This is a genomic window from Shewanella xiamenensis, assembly GCF_014647135.1.
Taxonomy (GTDB): Bacteria; Pseudomonadota; Gammaproteobacteria; order Enterobacterales; family Shewanellaceae; genus Shewanella; species Shewanella xiamenensis.
Window position 1 is genome coordinate 45,826 of record NZ_BMOP01000017.1, and the last position, 18,344, is coordinate 64,169.

17 protein-coding genes are annotated in these 18,344 nt (G+C 36.1%); all 17 read left to right on the forward strand.

Features of this window, described 5'->3' with window-relative positions:
- Positions 1 to 72: 72 nt before the first annotated feature.
- The 17 genes from IEY09_RS14480 (at position 73) to IEY09_RS14560 (ending at position 18,285) form a co-directional block, all read left to right on the forward strand.
- On the forward strand, positions 73 to 1,047 hold the full coding sequence (locus IEY09_RS14480; RefSeq protein WP_188871594.1) for a Wzz/FepE/Etk N-terminal domain-containing protein: 975 nt from the start codon (positions 73 to 75) through the stop codon (positions 1,045 to 1,047).
- Positions 1,048 to 1,266: 219 nt separating this feature from the next.
- A complete protein-coding gene (rfbB, locus tag IEY09_RS14485) occupies positions 1,267 to 2,346 on the forward strand; it encodes a dTDP-glucose 4,6-dehydratase (protein ID WP_188871596.1) in 1,080 nt (359 codons plus the stop codon).
- Between the two features lie 71 nt (positions 2,347 to 2,417).
- On the forward strand, positions 2,418 to 3,278 hold the full coding sequence (rfbA, locus tag IEY09_RS14490) for a glucose-1-phosphate thymidylyltransferase RfbA (RefSeq protein WP_188871598.1): 861 nt from the start codon (positions 2,418 to 2,420) through the stop codon (positions 3,276 to 3,278).
- A gap of 78 nt (positions 3,279 to 3,356) precedes the next feature.
- Positions 3,357 to 4,232, forward strand: a complete 876-nt coding sequence (gene rfbD, locus IEY09_RS14495; protein WP_188871600.1) for a dTDP-4-dehydrorhamnose reductase — start codon at positions 3,357 to 3,359, stop codon at positions 4,230 to 4,232.
- Positions 4,233 to 4,260: 28 nt separating this feature from the next.
- Positions 4,261 to 4,818: a dTDP-4-dehydrorhamnose 3,5-epimerase gene (gene rfbC, locus IEY09_RS14500; protein ID WP_229777943.1), complete on the forward strand. Its 558-nt coding sequence runs from the start codon at positions 4,261 to 4,263 to the stop codon at positions 4,816 to 4,818.
- Positions 4,808 to 5,224: a sugar 3,4-ketoisomerase gene (locus tag IEY09_RS14505; protein WP_188871602.1), complete on the forward strand. Its 417-nt coding sequence runs from the start codon at positions 4,808 to 4,810 to the stop codon at positions 5,222 to 5,224. Before rfbC ends, IEY09_RS14505 begins: the two co-directional genes overlap by 11 nt.
- A complete protein-coding gene (locus tag IEY09_RS14510; protein WP_188871604.1) occupies positions 5,205 to 5,666 on the forward strand; it encodes an acyltransferase in 462 nt (153 codons plus the stop codon). Before IEY09_RS14505 ends, IEY09_RS14510 begins: the two co-directional genes overlap by 20 nt.
- Before the next feature lies 1 nt (position 5,667).
- Positions 5,668 to 6,828: a DegT/DnrJ/EryC1/StrS family aminotransferase gene (locus IEY09_RS14515; RefSeq protein WP_188871605.1), complete on the forward strand. Its 1,161-nt coding sequence runs from the start codon at positions 5,668 to 5,670 to the stop codon at positions 6,826 to 6,828.
- A gap of 2 nt (positions 6,829 to 6,830) precedes the next feature.
- Entirely contained in the window at positions 6,831 to 8,135 is a 1,305-nt protein-coding gene (locus IEY09_RS14520) for a CDP-glycerol glycerophosphotransferase family protein (protein ID WP_188871606.1), read from the forward strand.
- A gap of 60 nt (positions 8,136 to 8,195) precedes the next feature.
- On the forward strand, positions 8,196 to 9,716 hold the full coding sequence (locus IEY09_RS14525) for an asparagine synthetase B family protein (RefSeq protein ID WP_188871607.1): 1,521 nt from the start codon (positions 8,196 to 8,198) through the stop codon (positions 9,714 to 9,716).
- Positions 9,713 to 10,138 (forward strand): FAD synthase family protein, encoded by a 426-nt coding sequence (locus IEY09_RS14530; protein WP_188871608.1) that lies wholly within the window; start codon positions 9,713 to 9,715, stop codon positions 10,136 to 10,138. The genes IEY09_RS14525 and IEY09_RS14530 overlap by 4 nt, the downstream gene beginning before the upstream one ends.
- A 37-nt stretch (positions 10,139 to 10,175) precedes the next feature.
- Positions 10,176 to 11,603 (forward strand): lipopolysaccharide biosynthesis protein, encoded by a 1,428-nt coding sequence (locus tag IEY09_RS14535; RefSeq protein ID WP_188871609.1) that lies wholly within the window; start codon positions 10,176 to 10,178, stop codon positions 11,601 to 11,603.
- 797 nt (positions 11,604 to 12,400) lie between these two features.
- Positions 12,401 to 13,789 carry a hypothetical protein gene (locus IEY09_RS14540; protein ID WP_188871610.1) on the forward strand — a complete coding sequence of 463 codons (1,389 nt, stop codon included), beginning with the start codon at positions 12,401 to 12,403 and terminating at the stop codon, positions 13,787 to 13,789.
- Between the two features lie 208 nt (positions 13,790 to 13,997).
- Positions 13,998 to 15,116 carry a glycosyltransferase WbsX family protein gene (locus IEY09_RS14545; RefSeq protein ID WP_188871611.1) on the forward strand — a complete coding sequence of 373 codons (1,119 nt, stop codon included), beginning with the start codon at positions 13,998 to 14,000 and terminating at the stop codon, positions 15,114 to 15,116.
- Positions 15,117 to 15,122: 6 nt separating this feature from the next.
- A complete protein-coding gene (locus tag IEY09_RS14550) occupies positions 15,123 to 16,262 on the forward strand; it encodes a hypothetical protein (RefSeq protein WP_188871612.1) in 1,140 nt (379 codons plus the stop codon).
- Positions 16,255 to 17,196, forward strand: coding sequence for a glycosyltransferase (locus IEY09_RS14555; RefSeq protein WP_188871631.1), 942 nt, complete (start codon positions 16,255 to 16,257; stop codon positions 17,194 to 17,196). The genes IEY09_RS14550 and IEY09_RS14555 overlap by 8 nt, the downstream gene beginning before the upstream one ends.
- Positions 17,197 to 17,229: 33 nt before the next feature.
- Complete coding sequence (locus tag IEY09_RS14560) at positions 17,230 to 18,285, forward strand: DUF1972 domain-containing protein (RefSeq protein WP_188871614.1); 1,056 nt, start codon at positions 17,230 to 17,232, stop codon at positions 18,283 to 18,285.
- The last annotated feature ends 59 nt before the right edge of the window (positions 18,286 to 18,344 follow it).

Genomic DNA, 18,344 nt, shown 5'->3' on the forward strand with positions numbered 1-18,344 from the left:
AAGCTTTTTGCCTTTATAGAAGCGCAGCGCTCTCGCCGCGCAGCGTACTAGAATCTAGAATCTGAAGAATCAATGAATACACAAATTACTCAAAATCCAAATACATACCAATCCGACGCCAGGTTTCCTCAAGTGCAAGACGACGAAATCGATCTTCGAGAGCTTTTTGCCGTCATCTGGCAAGGTAAATGGCTCATTATTGCCGTAACCGCTGTTTTTGCGATTGCCTCTGTCGCCTTTGCTATTTTGCAACCCAATATCTATAAATCCGAAGCTTTGTTGGCGCCAGCATCAGAGGAGCAGGGCGGTGGCTTAAGTGCCTTGGCATCGCAGTTTGGTGGTTTAGCCAGCCTTGCTGGGGTTAACCTCGGCGGTAAAGGTGGTACTGATAAAACCCAGCTTGCGATTGAAGTATTAAAATCTCGCCAATTTACCAGTGATTTTATTCAAAAGCACAATATACTTGCCGATTTAATGGCCGCAAAAAAATGGGATAGGGATACGGATAAAATTATCTACGACCCTGAGCTATATAACGAGCAAACCAATACTTGGGTGCGTGAAGTTAAAGCGCCATTTAAACCTGAGCCATCAATGCAAGAGGCCTATAAAGAATTCAGTAAAATCATCGCAGTTAATAAAGATAAAGAATCTGGCATGGTGACCATTTCAGTAGAGCATTTATCGCCAACCGTTGCCCAGCAATGGGTCACTTGGTTAATCCAAGATATTAATAAAGTGATGAAAGAGCGCGATGTCGCTGAAGCACACCGGAGTACTGAGTTTTTAAATCAACAAATCGCCTTAACCAATGTCGCCGATATTAAAACTGTACTTTACAAATTGATTGAAGAGCAGGCAAAAACCATCATGTTTGCCGAAGTTCGCGATGAATACGTATTTAAAACTATCGATCCCGCATTAGCGCCTGAGGAAAAGGCCAAACCCAAACGTGCATTAATTTGCGTTTTAGGCACCATGCTCGGCGGCATGTTAGGTGTAATGATAGTGTTGGTAAGGCATTTTATGAGAAAAGAACAAAACTAGAGATTTAAAAAAAAAAAAAGGGCCTATTGGGACTGTTTAAGGAAAAGCAGTAAAACTTAGGCTTTACAAGAGATGGCTAAGATATAGCTGTCTCAAAATGGATGAAAAGTGTCTCAGCTTGGTTTTGAAGGCTGAGATAAAAATGTGAAAAATTTCTCTGTTTGTCCCCCTTTATTGACCATATAAATGGTTACATTCAACAATTATTGGTAGTAAATAATGAAAATACTCGTTACTGGCGGCGCAGGTTTTATTGGCTCAGCAGTCGTTCGTCATATCATCAACAACACTCAAGATAGCGTCATTAACCTTGATAAATTGACTTATGCAGGCAATTTAGAATCACTTGTGAGCGTGGCGGCAAGTGAGCGCTACACATTTGAGCAAGTAGATATTTGTGATCGCGCTGAGCTTGATAGAGTCTTTTCACAACACCAACCTGACGCAGTAATGCATTTGGCGGCAGAGTCCCATGTTGACCGTTCAATTACCGGCCCTGCAGATTTTATTCAAACCAATATTGTAGGCACTTACACGCTACTCGAAGCCGCCCGCCAATATTGGACGCAACTTGATGCTGAGCGTAAATCAGCATTCCGCTTTCACCATATTTCAACAGATGAAGTGTATGGCGACTTGCCACATCCAGATGAACAAGAAGGACAAGCAGTCAATCAAGAGCTGCCTCTATTTACCGAGACCACGCCTTATGCACCTAGCAGCCCATATTCTGCTTCTAAAGCTTCTAGCGACCATTTAGTTCGCGCTTGGCTGCGTACCTATGGCCTGCCGACGATTGTGACTAATTGTTCCAATAACTATGGTCCGTATCACTTCCCTGAAAAATTAATTCCCTTAGTGATTTTAAATGCCCTCGAAGGCAAGCCATTACCCATTTACGGTAAAGGCGACCAGATCCGCGATTGGTTATATGTCGAAGACCATGCCCGCGCACTATACAAAGTGGTCACCGAAGGCAAAGTCGGCGAAACCTACAATATTGGTGGGCATAACGAGAAACAAAACCTAGAAGTGGTGCAAACTATTTGTAGCATATTGGACTCATTAGTCCCTAAAGCCACGCCTTATACAGATCAAATCACCTATGTCACAGATAGGCCTGGCCACGATCGCCGCTATGCAATCGATGCGACCAAAATGAGTGCTGAGCTAAACTGGCAACCACAAGAGACCTTTGCGACTGGCCTGCGTAAAACCATTGAATGGTATCTGTCTAATCAACAATGGTGCCAACATGTTCAAGACGGCACCTATCAGCGTGAGCGTTTAGGCATCTAATCTCTTTAACAACTTTATTTTAAAGGCCTAGTTTTTACCTAGAGCCTATTTAATTAGGAACTTTTTTTTAAATGAAAGGAATTATTTTAGCCGGCGGTTCAGGTACACGGTTGTATCCACTCACTCGAGGTGTGTCAAAACAACTGTTGCCAATTTATGATAAACCAATGATTTATTATCCTTTATCTACGCTTATGTTAGCGGGCATTCGCGATATATTGGTTATCACTACCCCAGAAGATAACGAAAGCTTTAAACGCTTATTAGGTGATGGCTCCGATTTTGGTATCCGCTTGCAATTTGCAGTACAACCTAGCCCTGATGGCTTGGCGCAAGCCTTTATTATTGGCGAAGATTTTATTGGCAACGATGCAGTCTGTTTGGTGCTGGGCGATAACATCTTCTACGGCCAATCATTCAGCAAAACCCTGAGAAATGCTGCGAGCCGACTAACAGGGGCAACTGTTTTCGGTTATCAAGTGAAAGACCCAGAGCGTTTTGGCGTGGTGGAATTTGATGCAGAGATGAAGGCGATTTCTATTGAAGAAAAACCACTAAAACCAAAATCCAATTATGCGGTGACTGGACTCTATTTTTACGACAACAAAGTGGTTGAACTAGCAAAGCAAGTTAAACCTTCTCACCGTGGTGAGCTTGAAATCACCACCCTTAATGAGATGTATCTTAATGCGGGTGAGTTAAATGTAGAATTACTCGGTCGTGGATTTGCTTGGCTAGATACCGGCACCCATGAGAGCCTGCATGAAGCCTCATCCTTTGTGCAAACCATTGAGCATGTTCAAGGCCTTAAAGTCGCGTGTCTTGAAGAGATTGCCTATCGCAATGGTTGGTTAACCGCTGAACAGTTACTTGAACTCGCAAAACCCATGCTGAAAAACGACTATGGGCAGTATTTGGCACACTTAAAGTAGTCTTGATTACTTTGTGTTGAATGTTGAGTTTTCTGTCTCAGCATTCAGCATTCACCTCATAATTAACAATTTGACACTATGAAAATATTAGTCACCGGAAGTAATGGCCAAGTAGGTAGCTGCGTAGCAACATTCTTAAACCAGATGCCAGAGATTGAATTTTTGGCTGTAAATCGTGAGCAGCTGGATATTACTAACAGCGCAGCGGTAAGCAAGCTTGTTAATCAATTCAAACCTGATGCGATTATTAATGCAGCAGCGCATACGGCTGTTGATAAAGCAGAGCAAGAAGTCGAACTTTCCTATGCGATAAATCGTGACGGCCCACAGTTTTTAGCTCAAGCAGCTAACCGTGTTGGTGCAACAATGTTGCATATCTCTACCGATTATGTATTCGCCGGTGATAAAAAGGGCGAATATCGAGAAGATGATGCGGTTGCACCGCAAGGCGTTTATGGTCAAAGTAAATTGGCCGGTGAACTAGCAGTGGCCGTAGCAAATCCACGCCATATAATCCTGCGAACTGCTTGGGTATTTTGCGAAACTGGTAATAACTTTGTAAAAACCATGCTTCGATTAGCGCAAACCCGTGATGAACTAGGTGTGGTGAGCGACCAATTTGGTGGCCCCACCTATGCCGGTGATATTGCTGCTGCGTTAATTGTCATGGCCAAGGCACTCTATGCCGGTAGCGAGCAATATGGGGTGTATCATTTTTCTGGCATGCCACATGTGAGTTGGCAGAAATTTGCCGTTGAGATCTTCAAGCAAGCTCAGGCGCAGCAGCTATTGAGTAAAGAGATGCAGGTAAACGCCATTACCTCAGATCAATACCCAACTCCAGCTAAGCGTCCTGCAAACTCGAAACTGGATTGTAGTAAGATTGAGCAAACCTTTGGTATTAAGCCCAGCGATTGGCAGGCTGCACTAAATCAATTGACAAGCTATCAGTAAATTAATTCAACATTAAGCATTCAACATTATGTTAATCATCAATACAAAAATCACCGACGTAAAAATTATTGAACCAAAAGTCTTTGGCGATGAACGTGGCTTTTTCTTTGAAAGTTTTAACCAACAGCAATTTGAAGCCGCCGTCGGCTACCCTGTTAATTTTGTCCAAGATAACCACTCCAAATCTTCAAAAGGGGTATTGCGTGGCTTACATTACCAACTCTCACCCCATGCTCAGGGAAAGCTGGTACGTTGTGTTGTAGGTGAAGTATTCGATGTGGCAGTAGATATTCGAATGAGTTCCCCGACTTTTGGACAGTGGGTTGGTGTGCATCTTTCTGCTGAAAATAAACGCCAACTGTGGATCCCGGAGGGCTTTGCCCATGGTTTTGTCACCCTGAGCGATACAGCCGAATTTTTGTATAAGACTACTGATTTTTACCATCGTGGCAGTGAAGGTGCTATTAGTTGGAATGATCCTGAATTGAACATTCAATGGCCTGTTAATGAGACATTTCTATCAGAAAAAGACCAACTGGCACAAACTTTTTCTCAATTCAAACAGGCATTTGAACATGCAAATTAAGCTTATCCCTCTACAAGCCCATGGTGATGATCGTGGGTCATTAATTGCTTTAGAAGAGGGTAAAAACATCCCGTTCCCAGTTAAACGGGTCTACTACCTTTTTAAAACCAAAGAAGGCGTGAGCCGTGGTTTTCATGCCCATAAAACTCTTAAGCAAGTTGCTATTGTCGTTCGCGGCTCTTGCCGCTTTGTGCTCGATGACGGCAGTGAACGAGTTGAAGTGTTGCTTGATAATCCCGCCCAAGGTTTGTTGATTGAATCTTTTATGTGGCGGGAGATGTACGATTTCTCCGAAGACTGCGTGCTGATGGTGTTAGCTGATCAACTTTATGATGAGTCGGACTATATACGAGATTATTCACAATTTATTGAGGCTGTAAGTAACTATGTTTATTCACCCGCTTAGTGATGTACAAGCCTGTCAAATTGGTGAAGGCACTAGAGTATGGCAGTTCGCTGTTGTGCTCAAAGAGGCCACCATTGGCCGTGATTGTAATATTTGTGCCCATACCCTGATTGAAAATGATGTAGTACTAGGGGATAACGTCACCGTTAAATCGGGTGTCTATATTTGGGATGGCACCACCATTGGTAATAACGTCTTCATCGGCCCCTGTGCCACCTTTACCAATGATAAAATGCCGCGATCCAAAGTATATCCTGAAGCGTTTGCTCGTATCACGATTGAAGACAACGCATCTATTGGTGCCAATGCGACCTTATTACCGGGCATTACCATTGGCAAACATGCCATGGTGGGTGCGGGGTGCGTCGTAACGAAAGATGTACCAGCTTACGCAGTGGTAGTGGGTAATCCGGCAAAAATTATTAAATATATAGAGCAGTAATATGATTAATTTTTTAGATTTAAAAGCCATTAACAACCAATATCAGCAAGAACTGAAAGATGCTTGTGCACGGGTTATCGATTCTGGTTGGTATATTATGGGCAATGAGCTGACCCAATTTGAAACTGAGTTTGCTGCTTATTGCGGTACTAAACATGCGATTGGTGTGGCCAATGGGCTGGATGCATTAATTCTCACCCTGCGTGCATGGAAGGAATTAGGTAAACTGCAAGCCGGTGACGAAGTGATTGTTCAAGCCAATACCTATATCGCTTCTGTGCTGGCCATCACCGAGAATGATTTGGTGCCAGTGTTGGTTGAGCCAAACCCTGCCAGCTATAATCTCGACCTGGCCATACTGACTGCTGCTATTACCCCTAAAACTAAAGCCATTTTGCCGGTGCATTTATATGGCCAGTTGTGCCCGATGCCAGAAATTATGGCAATTGCTAAAGAGCACAACTTATTAGTGCTTGAAGACTGCGCCCAATCTCATGGTGCAGAGATCAACGGTAAGCGTGCCGGTAACTGGGGCGATGCCGCTGGCTTTAGCTTTTATCCAGGCAAAAACCTCGGTGCCCTTGGCGATGCTGGTGCGATCACCACTAATAACGATGAACTAGCACAAACCCTCAAAGCACTGCGCAACTATGGTTCTCATAAAAAGTATGAAAACCTTTATCAAGGCGTAAATAGCCGCCTCGATGAAATGCAAGCTGCAATGTTACGAGTTAAGTTGCGCCATTTAGAGGCCGAAACCGTCCGCCGCCAACAAATCGCTGCTATGTATTGTGAGGGTATCAATAACCCGCGCATCGCATTACCACTTAACGTCGCTTTCACCACTAACAATTCACAACTAACAACTAACAACTCAACACTCAGCATTCAACATTACAAACAACACGTTTGGCATTTGTTTGTGGTTCGTTGTGAAAACCGTGAAGCATTGCAACAGCATTTAACAGACAATGGGGTTCAAACCTTAATTCATTATCCGATTCCTCCGCATAAACAGCATGCGTATCGCCAATATGCCGAAATTCAGCTGCCGTTGACCGAACAGATCCATCAACAGGTGCTCTCTATTCCGCTTGACCCCACCATGAGTGATGAAGCTGTGAAGCAAGTAATTGCGGCAATGAATGAGTTTAAGGGATAACGATGCTAGCTTTGCTAAGAAAAATATTGCCGATACAAGTAAAAAACGCTATCAGACCAGTTAAAAATAATTTTATAGATCCATTGTTAAAAACAATTTTATTTCATTGGATGCAAAAAAAACATAACGCCTTGATAAAAAGTAAAAAGGGGAAGAAGCGACTGCGGGTTGTCTTTTTGGTTATCCACCGCAGCGTATGGAAAGTTGATAGTGTTTTTCAAAAAATGCTAAGTGACCCACTGTTTGAACCGATAATTTTAGTTTGTCCATATACTAATTATGGCGACGATCGAATGTGGGATGACTTAAATGAAACATATGAGTATTTTAACAACAAGGGTTATAAAACAATATCATCTTACGATCAAAACACTGGTACTTTTTTGGATTTGGCTGAGCTTGGACCGGATATTGTTTTTTTTACTAATCCGCATAAATTAACTATGCGGCAGTACTATGAAGATGCATATCTAAAGTATTTGACATGTTATGTACCTTATAGTTTTGATGTATCTAGATATGAAAATTACCAAGCGCAGTATAATCAATGTTTCCATAATGCAATGTGGCGAATTTTTGCACCTCATAATGAGGGGTTAAATATATTTAAACAATACAGCCAAGCAAAGGGGAAAAATGTTATTTTAACTGGTTATCCATTTATCGAGACAATTGCAAACGCTAAAGATGACCGTTTTGTATGGAAAAAACAAAGTAAGATAAAAAAGAAAATCATCTGGGCGCCTCATCACACAATTGATATGCCAAGCTTGCCATATGCTAGCTTTTTAAAAATTGCCTGCTTTATGCAACAAATGGCTATTAAATTTTCAGAAGATGTACAGTTTGCGTTTAAACCTCACCCAATATTAAAGTCAAAACTTTATAATCATTCTGATTGGGGGAGAGAAAAAACTGATTTTTTTTACTCATTTTGGAACACTTCAGAAAACACACAATATTGTGAAGGTGAGTATACGTCTCTTTTTTTTCATTCCGATGCAATGATTCATGATAGTGGTTCTTTTTTAGCTGAGTATCTGTTTGTAAAAAAAACAGTTTTATATACGTCTAATTTAGAACCTAGTTACATGCGGGGATTTTATAATGACTTTGGATTGATAGCCCTCGATTCACACTTTATTGCCGCAGGCTTGGACCAACAAAACGAAATTGAAATGTTTATAAAAAAAATAATAGATGGGCATCTAGAAATAAATAAAAAACATAGTGATTTTATTGACGCTAATCAGATGAGCTATGATGCGAGTGATCGAATTTTGAGCTCCTTAAAGAAAGCTTTTTAAATTAGGTCTCTCTCACTAAAGGCAAATTATATTTGCAATGAATTTATTGAGGTTTTACTGATGTGTGGTTTTTTTATTTCAAACAGCTCGAAAATAAATAAAGTTCATGAACCTATAATAGAGCGTTGCCTGCGCTTCAGAGGGCCTGATGGTTCATCTGGATTAATAGAATACAATGGATGGAAAGCATACCATTCTAGATTATCTATTATCGACCTTGCTGCGGGTGTAAATCAGCCGATGAAAGATGAGCTTGGCGGTATGCTTGTCTTTAATGGGGAAATTCTTAATTACAAAGAGTTAGGTTATAAATACTTTGAAACTGAATTTCACAGTGATACAAAGTTGTTAAGTGAGTTGCTTAGCCAGCAAAAATTATCAGTTGCGGAATTAGATGGTTTTTTTGCATTCGTATATATAAATGCGGAAGGAAAATTAATACATGCGGTTAGGGATCAGTTTGGTGTAAAACCACTTTTTTTTCATGAAGATGAAAATGGTATTTCATTCAGTTCTGAGCCTAGTGTTTTCAATAAGTTATTTGAATGTGACGTAAGTAGTGATGCGGTTGATGAGTATTATGCCACTAGAGCACCAATATTTTCAGGCTCTTATTTTTTAGGTGTAAGTTCACTTGAGCCTGGTTCGTGTTCTGTTACTGGTCAGTATTTTGATTGCGCTAAATATTTGAATTCAGCATATGAAAATTTATCAATTAGCAATATTGAACAAGCTTTGACAAAAGGGGTTTCAAGCCGCTTAGTGTCAGATGCCCCAGTTGGATTGTTATTGAGTCGGGGAGTTGATAGTAATTTACTACGCCATATAGGTAAATTTTCAAACTATTACACCATCGGATTTTCTGGTGATGAGGATATTGAATACTTGAAAAGCCAAGATATTCAAGGTTTGACTGCTGTCGAGTGTTCACCAGAGGAGTATAAGGTGGCATTTGAATACCTACTTGAATTACGCGGTGAACCAATGTCAGTACCTAATGAGGTATTGCTATATATAATAGCGAAAAAAGCAGCAACGGATGGTGTTAAGGTTCTTTTGTCTGGTGAAGGTGCGGATGAATTTTTTGGTGGCTATGACAGAATTTTCCAGTGGGCGTTAAATGCTAAAGAGTTTAATTTGGATGAATTCCTAAGCAGGTACTGTTATATAAAACCAGAAAAAAAATCAAAACTTTATAATAGATTCTCTTCATTATTTGAAGAAGTTGAGTTTAACTCTGTGTTTGAAACTGTACGTTGGTTTTTTATAAAGTACCATATGCCTGTTTTGTTTAGGCGGTTAGATTTTTCCTTAATGGCTGCGGGCGTTGAAGGTCGGGAACCAATTGCCAATATGCATACATTTATTGAAGCTGTGAAAATTTCACCACAAGAGTTAATGGGTGAAACATTAGGTAAATTACCATTAAGAAATATTTTAAGTAAATTCATGGGGCAGGCGTTTGCTTACGAGAAAAAAGTTGGCTTCCCTGTTGATTTGACAAAAGTATTTGATAACTACGAATCATCAACATCATATGAATTGTGGTTTAAAGAGAACTTAAAGGTGCTGAAAAAATGATAATTGGATATACAAGTGGGGTTTATGATCTGTTTCATATAGGTCACGTTAATATTTTGCGAAATGCAAAAGCTATGTGTGATAAGTTAGTCGTAGGTGTGACAGTTGATGAATTGGTTTCATATAAAGGAAAGCAGCCTGTAATTCCATATCACGAACGTATTGAAGTGGTGCGTGCATGTAGGTATGTAGATGTTGCGGTGCCCCAAAACAATATGGATAAAGCGGCTGCGGCAAAGAAAAATCATGCAAGTTATTTATTTGTAGGTGACGATTGGTATGAAACAGAGAAATGGAAACAGCACGAAATGGAATTAGCTGAGGTAGGCTGTAAAGTAATTTACTTTCCTTATACACAGGGTACTTCAAGCACTTTAATCAATAACACACTAAAAAGCTTAAGAGAATCAGAACTTAAATGATTACAACCCCAAATCATAAATATTTTAGCCAAACAGCATGTCATTAAAAGCAAAGGCATTATCTGGTCTAGTCTGGAGCGCTTCAGATAAATTAATAACCCAATTTGGCTACTTTGCAGTTACCTTGTACATTGCAAAGCAAATTGGACCCGAAGCGTTCGGCCTAATTGGTATGTTGACCATTTTTATGCTGTTGACGGAAAGCGTGATTAGTAATGGTTTTTCACAAGCCTTGGTACAACGTAGCAAGCAACTGACGGAAGCGGACGCATCAACGGTTTTCTATATTAACTTAGTGTGGGGCGTGTTTATTTATGCGGTGCTGTTTGTCACAGCACCGTTGATTGCACAGTTTTATCAAAAGCCTGAGTTGGTAGATATTGCTAGATGGCTATTTCTTATTGTGATCATCAACTCATTAACCGTTGTGGTTAGAGCAAAGTTAACTATCAAGGTGGATTTTAAAAGCCAAGCAATCTCTGGTTTATTTGCCACATTGTTGAGCGCACCGATTGCGATTCATTTAGCACAACAAGGTTATAGTTATTGGTCATTCGTTTGGTTACTGTTGATTAAAGCGGTTGTATTAAATATCAGCTTATGGTGTTTTTCACGTTGGTATCCACAAGCCATTTTTTCTAAAGACTCTTTTTATCGTCTTTTTAAATTTGGTTCTAATTTAATGCTTGCGGGTTTTATTGCTACGTTGGTTAATAACTTATACATCGCATTGATCGGGCGTTATTTCAATGCCGCTAATGTAGGTTACTTTACTCAAGCAACAAACATCACTAACTTTTTGTCGCAATTTATATCATCTACTTTACAGGGGGTGACCTATCCAATCCTCACTTCTGTTAAAGAAGATCGAGAAAAATTAATAAGAATTTATAAACAGCTGATTACTGCTACCTGTTTGATATCATTACCAGCGCTAGTTGGATTCTGTGCTGTAGCAGAAGATTTCGTATTATTATTTTTAGATGAAGAATGGTTATCTGCAGTGCCAGTGATTCAATTATTGTGTATTGCTCGGATGATAACACCTATTAGTGCTATCAATATGAATATCTTGAATGCAGTAGGGCGTTCAGATCTTTTTTTAAAGATTGATTTGAGTAAGTTACCAATGACTTTAACTGCGCTGTATATTGCTATACCATATGGTATTATTGGTATAGCATGGGGCATGTTAGTAACTAGCTTGGTTTCATTTTTTATTAATGCATATTATCCGGGAAAATTGTTTAGTTTTGGTGCTACAAAACAACTAAATATTTGTGTAAAAATCTTTATTTCAACAATAGTTATGTACTCTGTAGTCATTTTTATAAATCTAGATAGTTTAGCGATTAGTCTAATACTGAAAATTTTAATAGGTATAATAGTTTACCCATTGACACTGTTACTGTTACGAGAGCCGACGATGTTATCTTTTTTTCATAAGTATATAAAAGTAACTTGATTTATCAATCTAATGTTACTTTTTAAAAATTTTAACGAAAAAATCATTATATCTGGCAGTAGTAATTTTTATCTTGGTTATGTCATTGCTTTAAAAAATTTCATATGATCACCTATAAAATGGAATTAAAAGTGATAATTGTTAGTTCTTTTTGCAAATTATTATTCTTCCTGTTGGCGCGTTTTTAATTTATTAAAATAAAAAGCTTAGTAATATAATATCTTAATCTTGGTGCTTTAAGCTTTAATTTTAATATGAAGAATTATTAGGTTTTAGAACTATATACTCAGATAGATCACATCTTCTTAGTTGTATTATTAGAACTCCATCTATCAGTCATCTATTATGATGTAGTATTAAAAGGGTGGTGTGTGATACTGTCATTATGCGAATATTAAGATCTGCGGTGTAATAGACTTTCGTCCTGCTGTGATTTTGTAGAGACACTGAGATTGACGAAAATATAAATAAAATGATCTACACAATAAAATAAGAAACTCGAGATCAATTGTCGGTGTAGAATACATACGTACTGGAATGGAAAATTCCACAGCTAATTTTAATTAGCCGTTTGATAGACTATTTTAAATAAAACTTTACTGCTTGTATTGATGTTTTCTCCATGTTATTCGATATGTTGAAACTATAAGTTTTTAAAAAAACCTAATGATTTATTAAGTTAAATTATGACTTTAATATCCGGCGATGTCACTGTGTGAGCAAATAGTCAAAGTATCTTTTAGGTCGTAGGGTTATTTTAAGTTGCATTCTAATGTATTTTAACAATGGGTTGGTGAATGTTAGAACTAATTGATAAATGTAATAGCGTAAAAGACAAAATAAATTTAGCAAAAATTTATGCTAATATGATGACAAATAATATTAAAAAAATTTATGATGCTGAAGAGTTAGAAGAGTCTATTGCTTTATTTATATTAAGGGTAGGCAGTTTTGATATTCCTACTGTTGAATTAAATGCGAAAGATGTACTTCATTTAATTACTGAGCCATACGATTATGGCGGTCACACTCGTCTCTGTGAAAGAATTAGTGCAATGGATGTGTTTGATTCTCATCTTCTAGTATCTCAATATAATGTAAATCCCAATATTATATGTCGCTTAAGTGGTTTTTTTGATAAGATAACAATATCTGATAATATTTTTTTCGAAGAAAAAATATTGTTCTTATTTAATGAAATCATGAAGTATGAAACTGTTGTATTACATATTCATCCATCTGATATTGAGTCTGCTATTGCTGTTCGGCTTGCAAAAATGTTTAGCCCTAATACTAAAGTTTTTTTTGTAAATCATGCAGATCATATTTTTTCTTTTGGTCGTACAATATCAGATGTTATTTTGCAAATATCATTTCGAGGTTATGAGGTTGCAGCTGCTAATGCTAACCCTTACAAGAATGTTAGCTTTTTAGGGATACCTTTGAACGTAGATGTAAAACCAGTTTTTAAAAATAAAATACGCCACTATATAATGGCTGGTTCTTCATATAAAATGAAACCAAATAAAAAATTCTCGATTCAAAGTAAGATATATGACATTTTGTCAACAGAAAAGGAAAGTGTTATATCTATCATTGGCGTAAAAAAAACGGATTATTGGTGGTATTATTTGAAGCTTATTTTTCCGAGAAGAATTATATTTTATGGTACTTTATCATACGATAGATATCTAGAGGTTGTAAGAAAGGCCGATTGCTGTATAGATACTGGCCCTATAACTGGTGGTACCACTTTTGTTGAAATGTATTTGCAATCTTTATTTCCTCTTGGTTTTCACTCTGGAATTTGTGGATATACACCTTTAGACCAAATCAGAGTTAATAGTTTTTCTGAGTTCATTAATCTGGCCAATATGGATCTTGAATTTTTATTTCATGATGTAAATCGAGTTCATGGTTTTGAATCTGTAAAAATACGTTATCTAGATGCCTTGAGTTTTAAATTCCACCCTATCGATAACTCACTAAAAAATAATAATAATGATCTTAATTTGTTTTCAGAAAAAAAATATGCAGTTTTAGATTTTTTTACATTGTGTACTGTATTAAAACTTCAAGGTATAACATTTAAGCAGAAGTTTATTTTCTTGTTTAGGAATTTTTCTTTTTTAAGTTTTATATATACTTTTATTCCAAAGGTAATTAATAAAATTTCTGTTAATTAGTTTTGCTTAATTAAGTATTATTTGTTAAGCAATTAGTATATGAATTAAATTTTTACTTAAAGGTTTTTAGTTTTAAATTAATTTTAGATTTTCTACTGATTTCAAAGTAAGACTTTCATTGTTTATGAAGGTTCTACTTCTTTATATTTATAAATTGTTAGCGGGTTCCCTCCTAACTTAATTTTATATCATAAGTGAGTTTTAATATATGAAAAAAATAGCTTTTTACCTACCTCAGTTTCATGAGATTGAAGAAAATAATGAGTGGTGGGGTGAAGGTTTCACTGAGTGGACCAATGTAAAAAAATCAAAGCCTTTATTTTTAGGCCATGATCAGCCAAGAATTCCAATGAATAATAACTATTATGATTTAAGTAATATACATGTAATGGATGAACAAGCTAAATTGGCTAGATCTTATGGCTTAGATGCTTTTTGCTTTTATCACTATTACTTCAAAGATGGAAAAACTCTTTTAGAAAAACCTCTCGAAAACTTCTTGTCTTCTGATATTGATATTGATTATTGCTTTTGTTGGGCCAATGAATCTTGGACTAGGAATTGGGATGGGAAAAATAAAAAAGTTTTGATGCTGCAAGATTATGGTAATCAAAATGATTGGTCTAAGCATTTTGATTATATGCTAAAATATTTTCGAGATGATAGATATATTAAACTTGAAAATAAGCCTGTTTTTTTAATTTATAAGATCGAAGATATTCCCAATTTTAACGATTTTTGCCAGTACTGGAATAAGCTTGCTGTGCTAAATGGGTTTGATGGTATTGAATTTATTGCAGTGAAAAGACAAAAAAATATTTCTTTTTCTGAACTGAATTTAAGATACAGTGTTGCCTTTGAACCATTTTACTCTTTATCTAGCACAGATTCTTTATCAAAGTACTATAAGTTAAGTGGTGGTGTATTCAAAACCCTTGCTGTTAAATCATATGATTTTTTTACGAATATATCATATAAGTTGGGGTTTAGAGACTCTTTTGCAATTGACTATCAAAAAATTGTTGTAAAAAGTATTAATAACCAGAAGAATCAGTCGGATTCATTAATTCCAGGTTGTTTTGTGGATTGGGATAATTCTCCAAGAAGAGGTGTTAAGGCGATTATTTTTAAAGGTTTTACTATTGATATTTTTAGTGATTATGTCAAAAGTATTTTCAAAATAGCAAAAAATGAAAATAAACCTTTCGTATTTATAAATGCCTGGAATGAATGGGCAGAAGGAACGTATTTGGAGCCTGATGTAAAGCATGGACACAGAGTTTTGGAAGCTGTGCATAGGGCTTCAATTGAATGCGAAGGGAAATAGTTTCTAATGGGAAAGGTTCGCAGTATACTGTTTAAACTACTTGTGGTCACAATGCTCTTAGACCCAACAAATACTGTATTGGGTATTAAGTTACCATTATTTTGCCTGTTTTTGATACTAAGTGTTAGATGTTTTAATTACAGTATAATTAAAACATTGCCTATATTTTTGTATTATACCGCTATTATTGCGGGTACTACTTCTTTATTTTTACAGTCTACAAGTTACGACCCCATTTTCCTTGCAAATTATTTCACTACAGGTGGTGTATTATTAATTTTGCCGTTACTTAATGAAGCTTACTTTAAATATTTAACCGATGCTTTCCTTTTGGGCTGTTTTCTTATATCGCTATTTACAATTGGATTGTTTGTTTTTTTTAAAGTTAACGGTGTAAGTTTGATATATGACTTTGATTTTAAAAATACGTTTATAGTAACGCCTAGGTCTTATGTAGGTATACCATTTTTGATGGTATACCATAAATCTGTATGCGCTTTGTTAGTAGCAGTTGGTATAGTTTTTAATCGAATGGTGAATGATAAAGTTAATTTCGTTTCAATATCTCTAATCATTATTTTTGTTCTTGCCTTATTTATAAGTGCTACACGTGCAAATATGTTAGCCGCTCTATCACTTATAGTGGCCTTTTTATTTTTTTTATTTAATAAAAATCGTCATTATGTGCTTTCAGTAATTATTTCAACGTTAGGTGTTTTTTTTATTTTTTCTGCTTTAATCATTGCGCTAAATTTTGCTACGGATGATTCTAATAGTATTAAGTATGGACATATGGTTTCTATATATGAATATTTGTCTGATAATTTGGTTTATTTTTTTTGGGGGATGGGAACTGGTAGTTTATATTATTCATCAGGATTCGGAGCAGTTGTACCAATAACTGAGGTCACTTATTTCGAGTTTATTCGCAGTTTCGGAATACTGATTTCTCCACTACTTTTTCTTATGTTCTTTTTTCCTCTTTTTTACTCTGTTTTAAAGAAAATGAGTGATCAAAAAATGTTTTTCACTTCATACTTTGTATTTTTAGTCGTTGGTGGAACAAATCCTTTGCTTATTGGAAATTTGGGATTTTTGATTTTAATTTTAAGTTATTCAGTATTGGTGTTAAAAAAATATGATTAAAGTTCAAGTATTACTTTCTAGCTATAATGGTGGAAAGTTTATACACCGTATGCTAGATAGTATATTGGCTCAAGATTATAAATTTTTCTCTATACTTGTCAGAGATGATGGTAGTAAAGACAATACAGTTGAAATATTGAAAAGTTATGAGTCTCAGCTATCTAATGTAAAATTAGTTGAGGGCGATAATGTTGGTGTAATAGATAGCTTTAATATACTGGTTGCTTCTAGGGATTTATCATGTGATTTATTCATGTTTTGTGATCAGGATGATTTTTGGTTTAGTAATAAGATTTCTAATTTTGTTGCTAAATATGAAATGTCTGTTAAACCCATTGAGCCTTTCCTCTGTGTTGCTGATTTAATTACGACTGATGTAAACCTGAAAATTATATCTGAGAGTTTCTGGAGAGAACGCAGATTTAATCCAAACGATTATAGATATGAAGGGTTATTTTTTGAAAACCACTTTCCTGGTTGTAACATGTCATTCAACTCAACGTTTTTATCTATATTAGATAGGATGCCTCCTTGTTATGCATTCTTAATGCACGATATTTATTTCATACATAACGCTTTGGCCCTAGATTGCTTATATTTTATAGATTCACCTCAAATGTTTTATATTCAGCATGAGAACAATGTGATTGGAGCAAAAAAGAGCTTTCTAGGTAGTCATATTTCTACTTACCTTACTACTTCCTACTATCACTCAACTTATAGTAAATGGTTATCTGTATGTCTTTATGTTAATTCTAGGTTTACTTCTAACAATCGCGTCAAATTTTTATCTGTTTTTGGAAAAAAGTTTCTTCCAATAAGTTATTTCAAATTAACTAGAAGAATCAGTTCTATTAAGTTTTATTTTGTTTATTCTGTTGGTTACATTATTTCATTGATTAAGTTGAAGTTTAAAAGATTCTTAGGTCACTAATTTTTATTTATCAAAGAGTTAAAGAGTTGAGTAATGAAGAAAGTTAATGTTGTTGGAACTGTTGGTATACCTGCTTGTTATGGAGGTTTTGAGTCATTAGTTGAGAATTTAACTAGTTATTCAAGCAGTAATGTAAAGTATCATGTGTTTTGTTCAAGTAAATCTTATACTAAAAAGTTAACAGAATGTAATGGGGCGAGCTTAAGTTATATCCCGTTAAGTGCAAATGGTGTCCAAAGTATTCCATATGATATCTGTTCTCTAATCTATTCTCTTTTCAAGAGACCTGATGTTACGCTGATTTTAGGCGTTTCAGGTTGTTTGTTTCTCCCAATATATCGTTTATTTTCAAGTTCTAAAATTGTTACTAATATAGATGGCTTAGAATGGAAACGTGAAAAATGGGGTTGTTTAGCTAGAAAGTTTTTGAAATTATCCGAATCGTTTGCAGTGAAGTTTTCTGATGTGATTATAACTGATAATAAAGCTATCGGTGATTATGTTGATTCTGAATACTCCAAAAGTAATGCTGTTATTGCCTATGGCGGTGATCATGCGATTGTTAAAAATATTGATGTTGGACCAACTGGAGATTACTTTTTATCTTTATGTCGAATCGAACCTGAAAATAATGTTCAGATGATCTTAGAAGCATTTTTGAATAGCCAACAGAAATTAAAGTTTGTTGGAAATTGGGATGCTAGTGATTTTGGTCGAGATCTGAAAAGGAAGTTTGCAACTAGCCCTAACATTCAAATACTTGACCCTATATATGATATAAATCAGCTGTATAAGTTAAGAAGTCAATGTAAGGGGTATGTTCATGGTCACTCCGCAGGCGGGACGAATCCATCCTTAGTTGAGGCTATGCACTTTGAAAAACCAATTTTTGCTTTTGATTGCGCATTTAATCGATATAGTACTGAAGATAAGGCTTTATTTTTCGCTTCATCAAAAGACCTCTATGATAAACTGAGAACAATAAATGAAAATGAACTTACCGTGATTTCGATGAATATGAAAATGATTGCAGAAAGACGATATACATGGAAAGTTATTACTAAAATGTACGAAGATACTTATCAATAATATTTTATTTTCGTATTCTATAAACTGTAGAGTTTATGGGGAATTGAAATTGTGTTGTT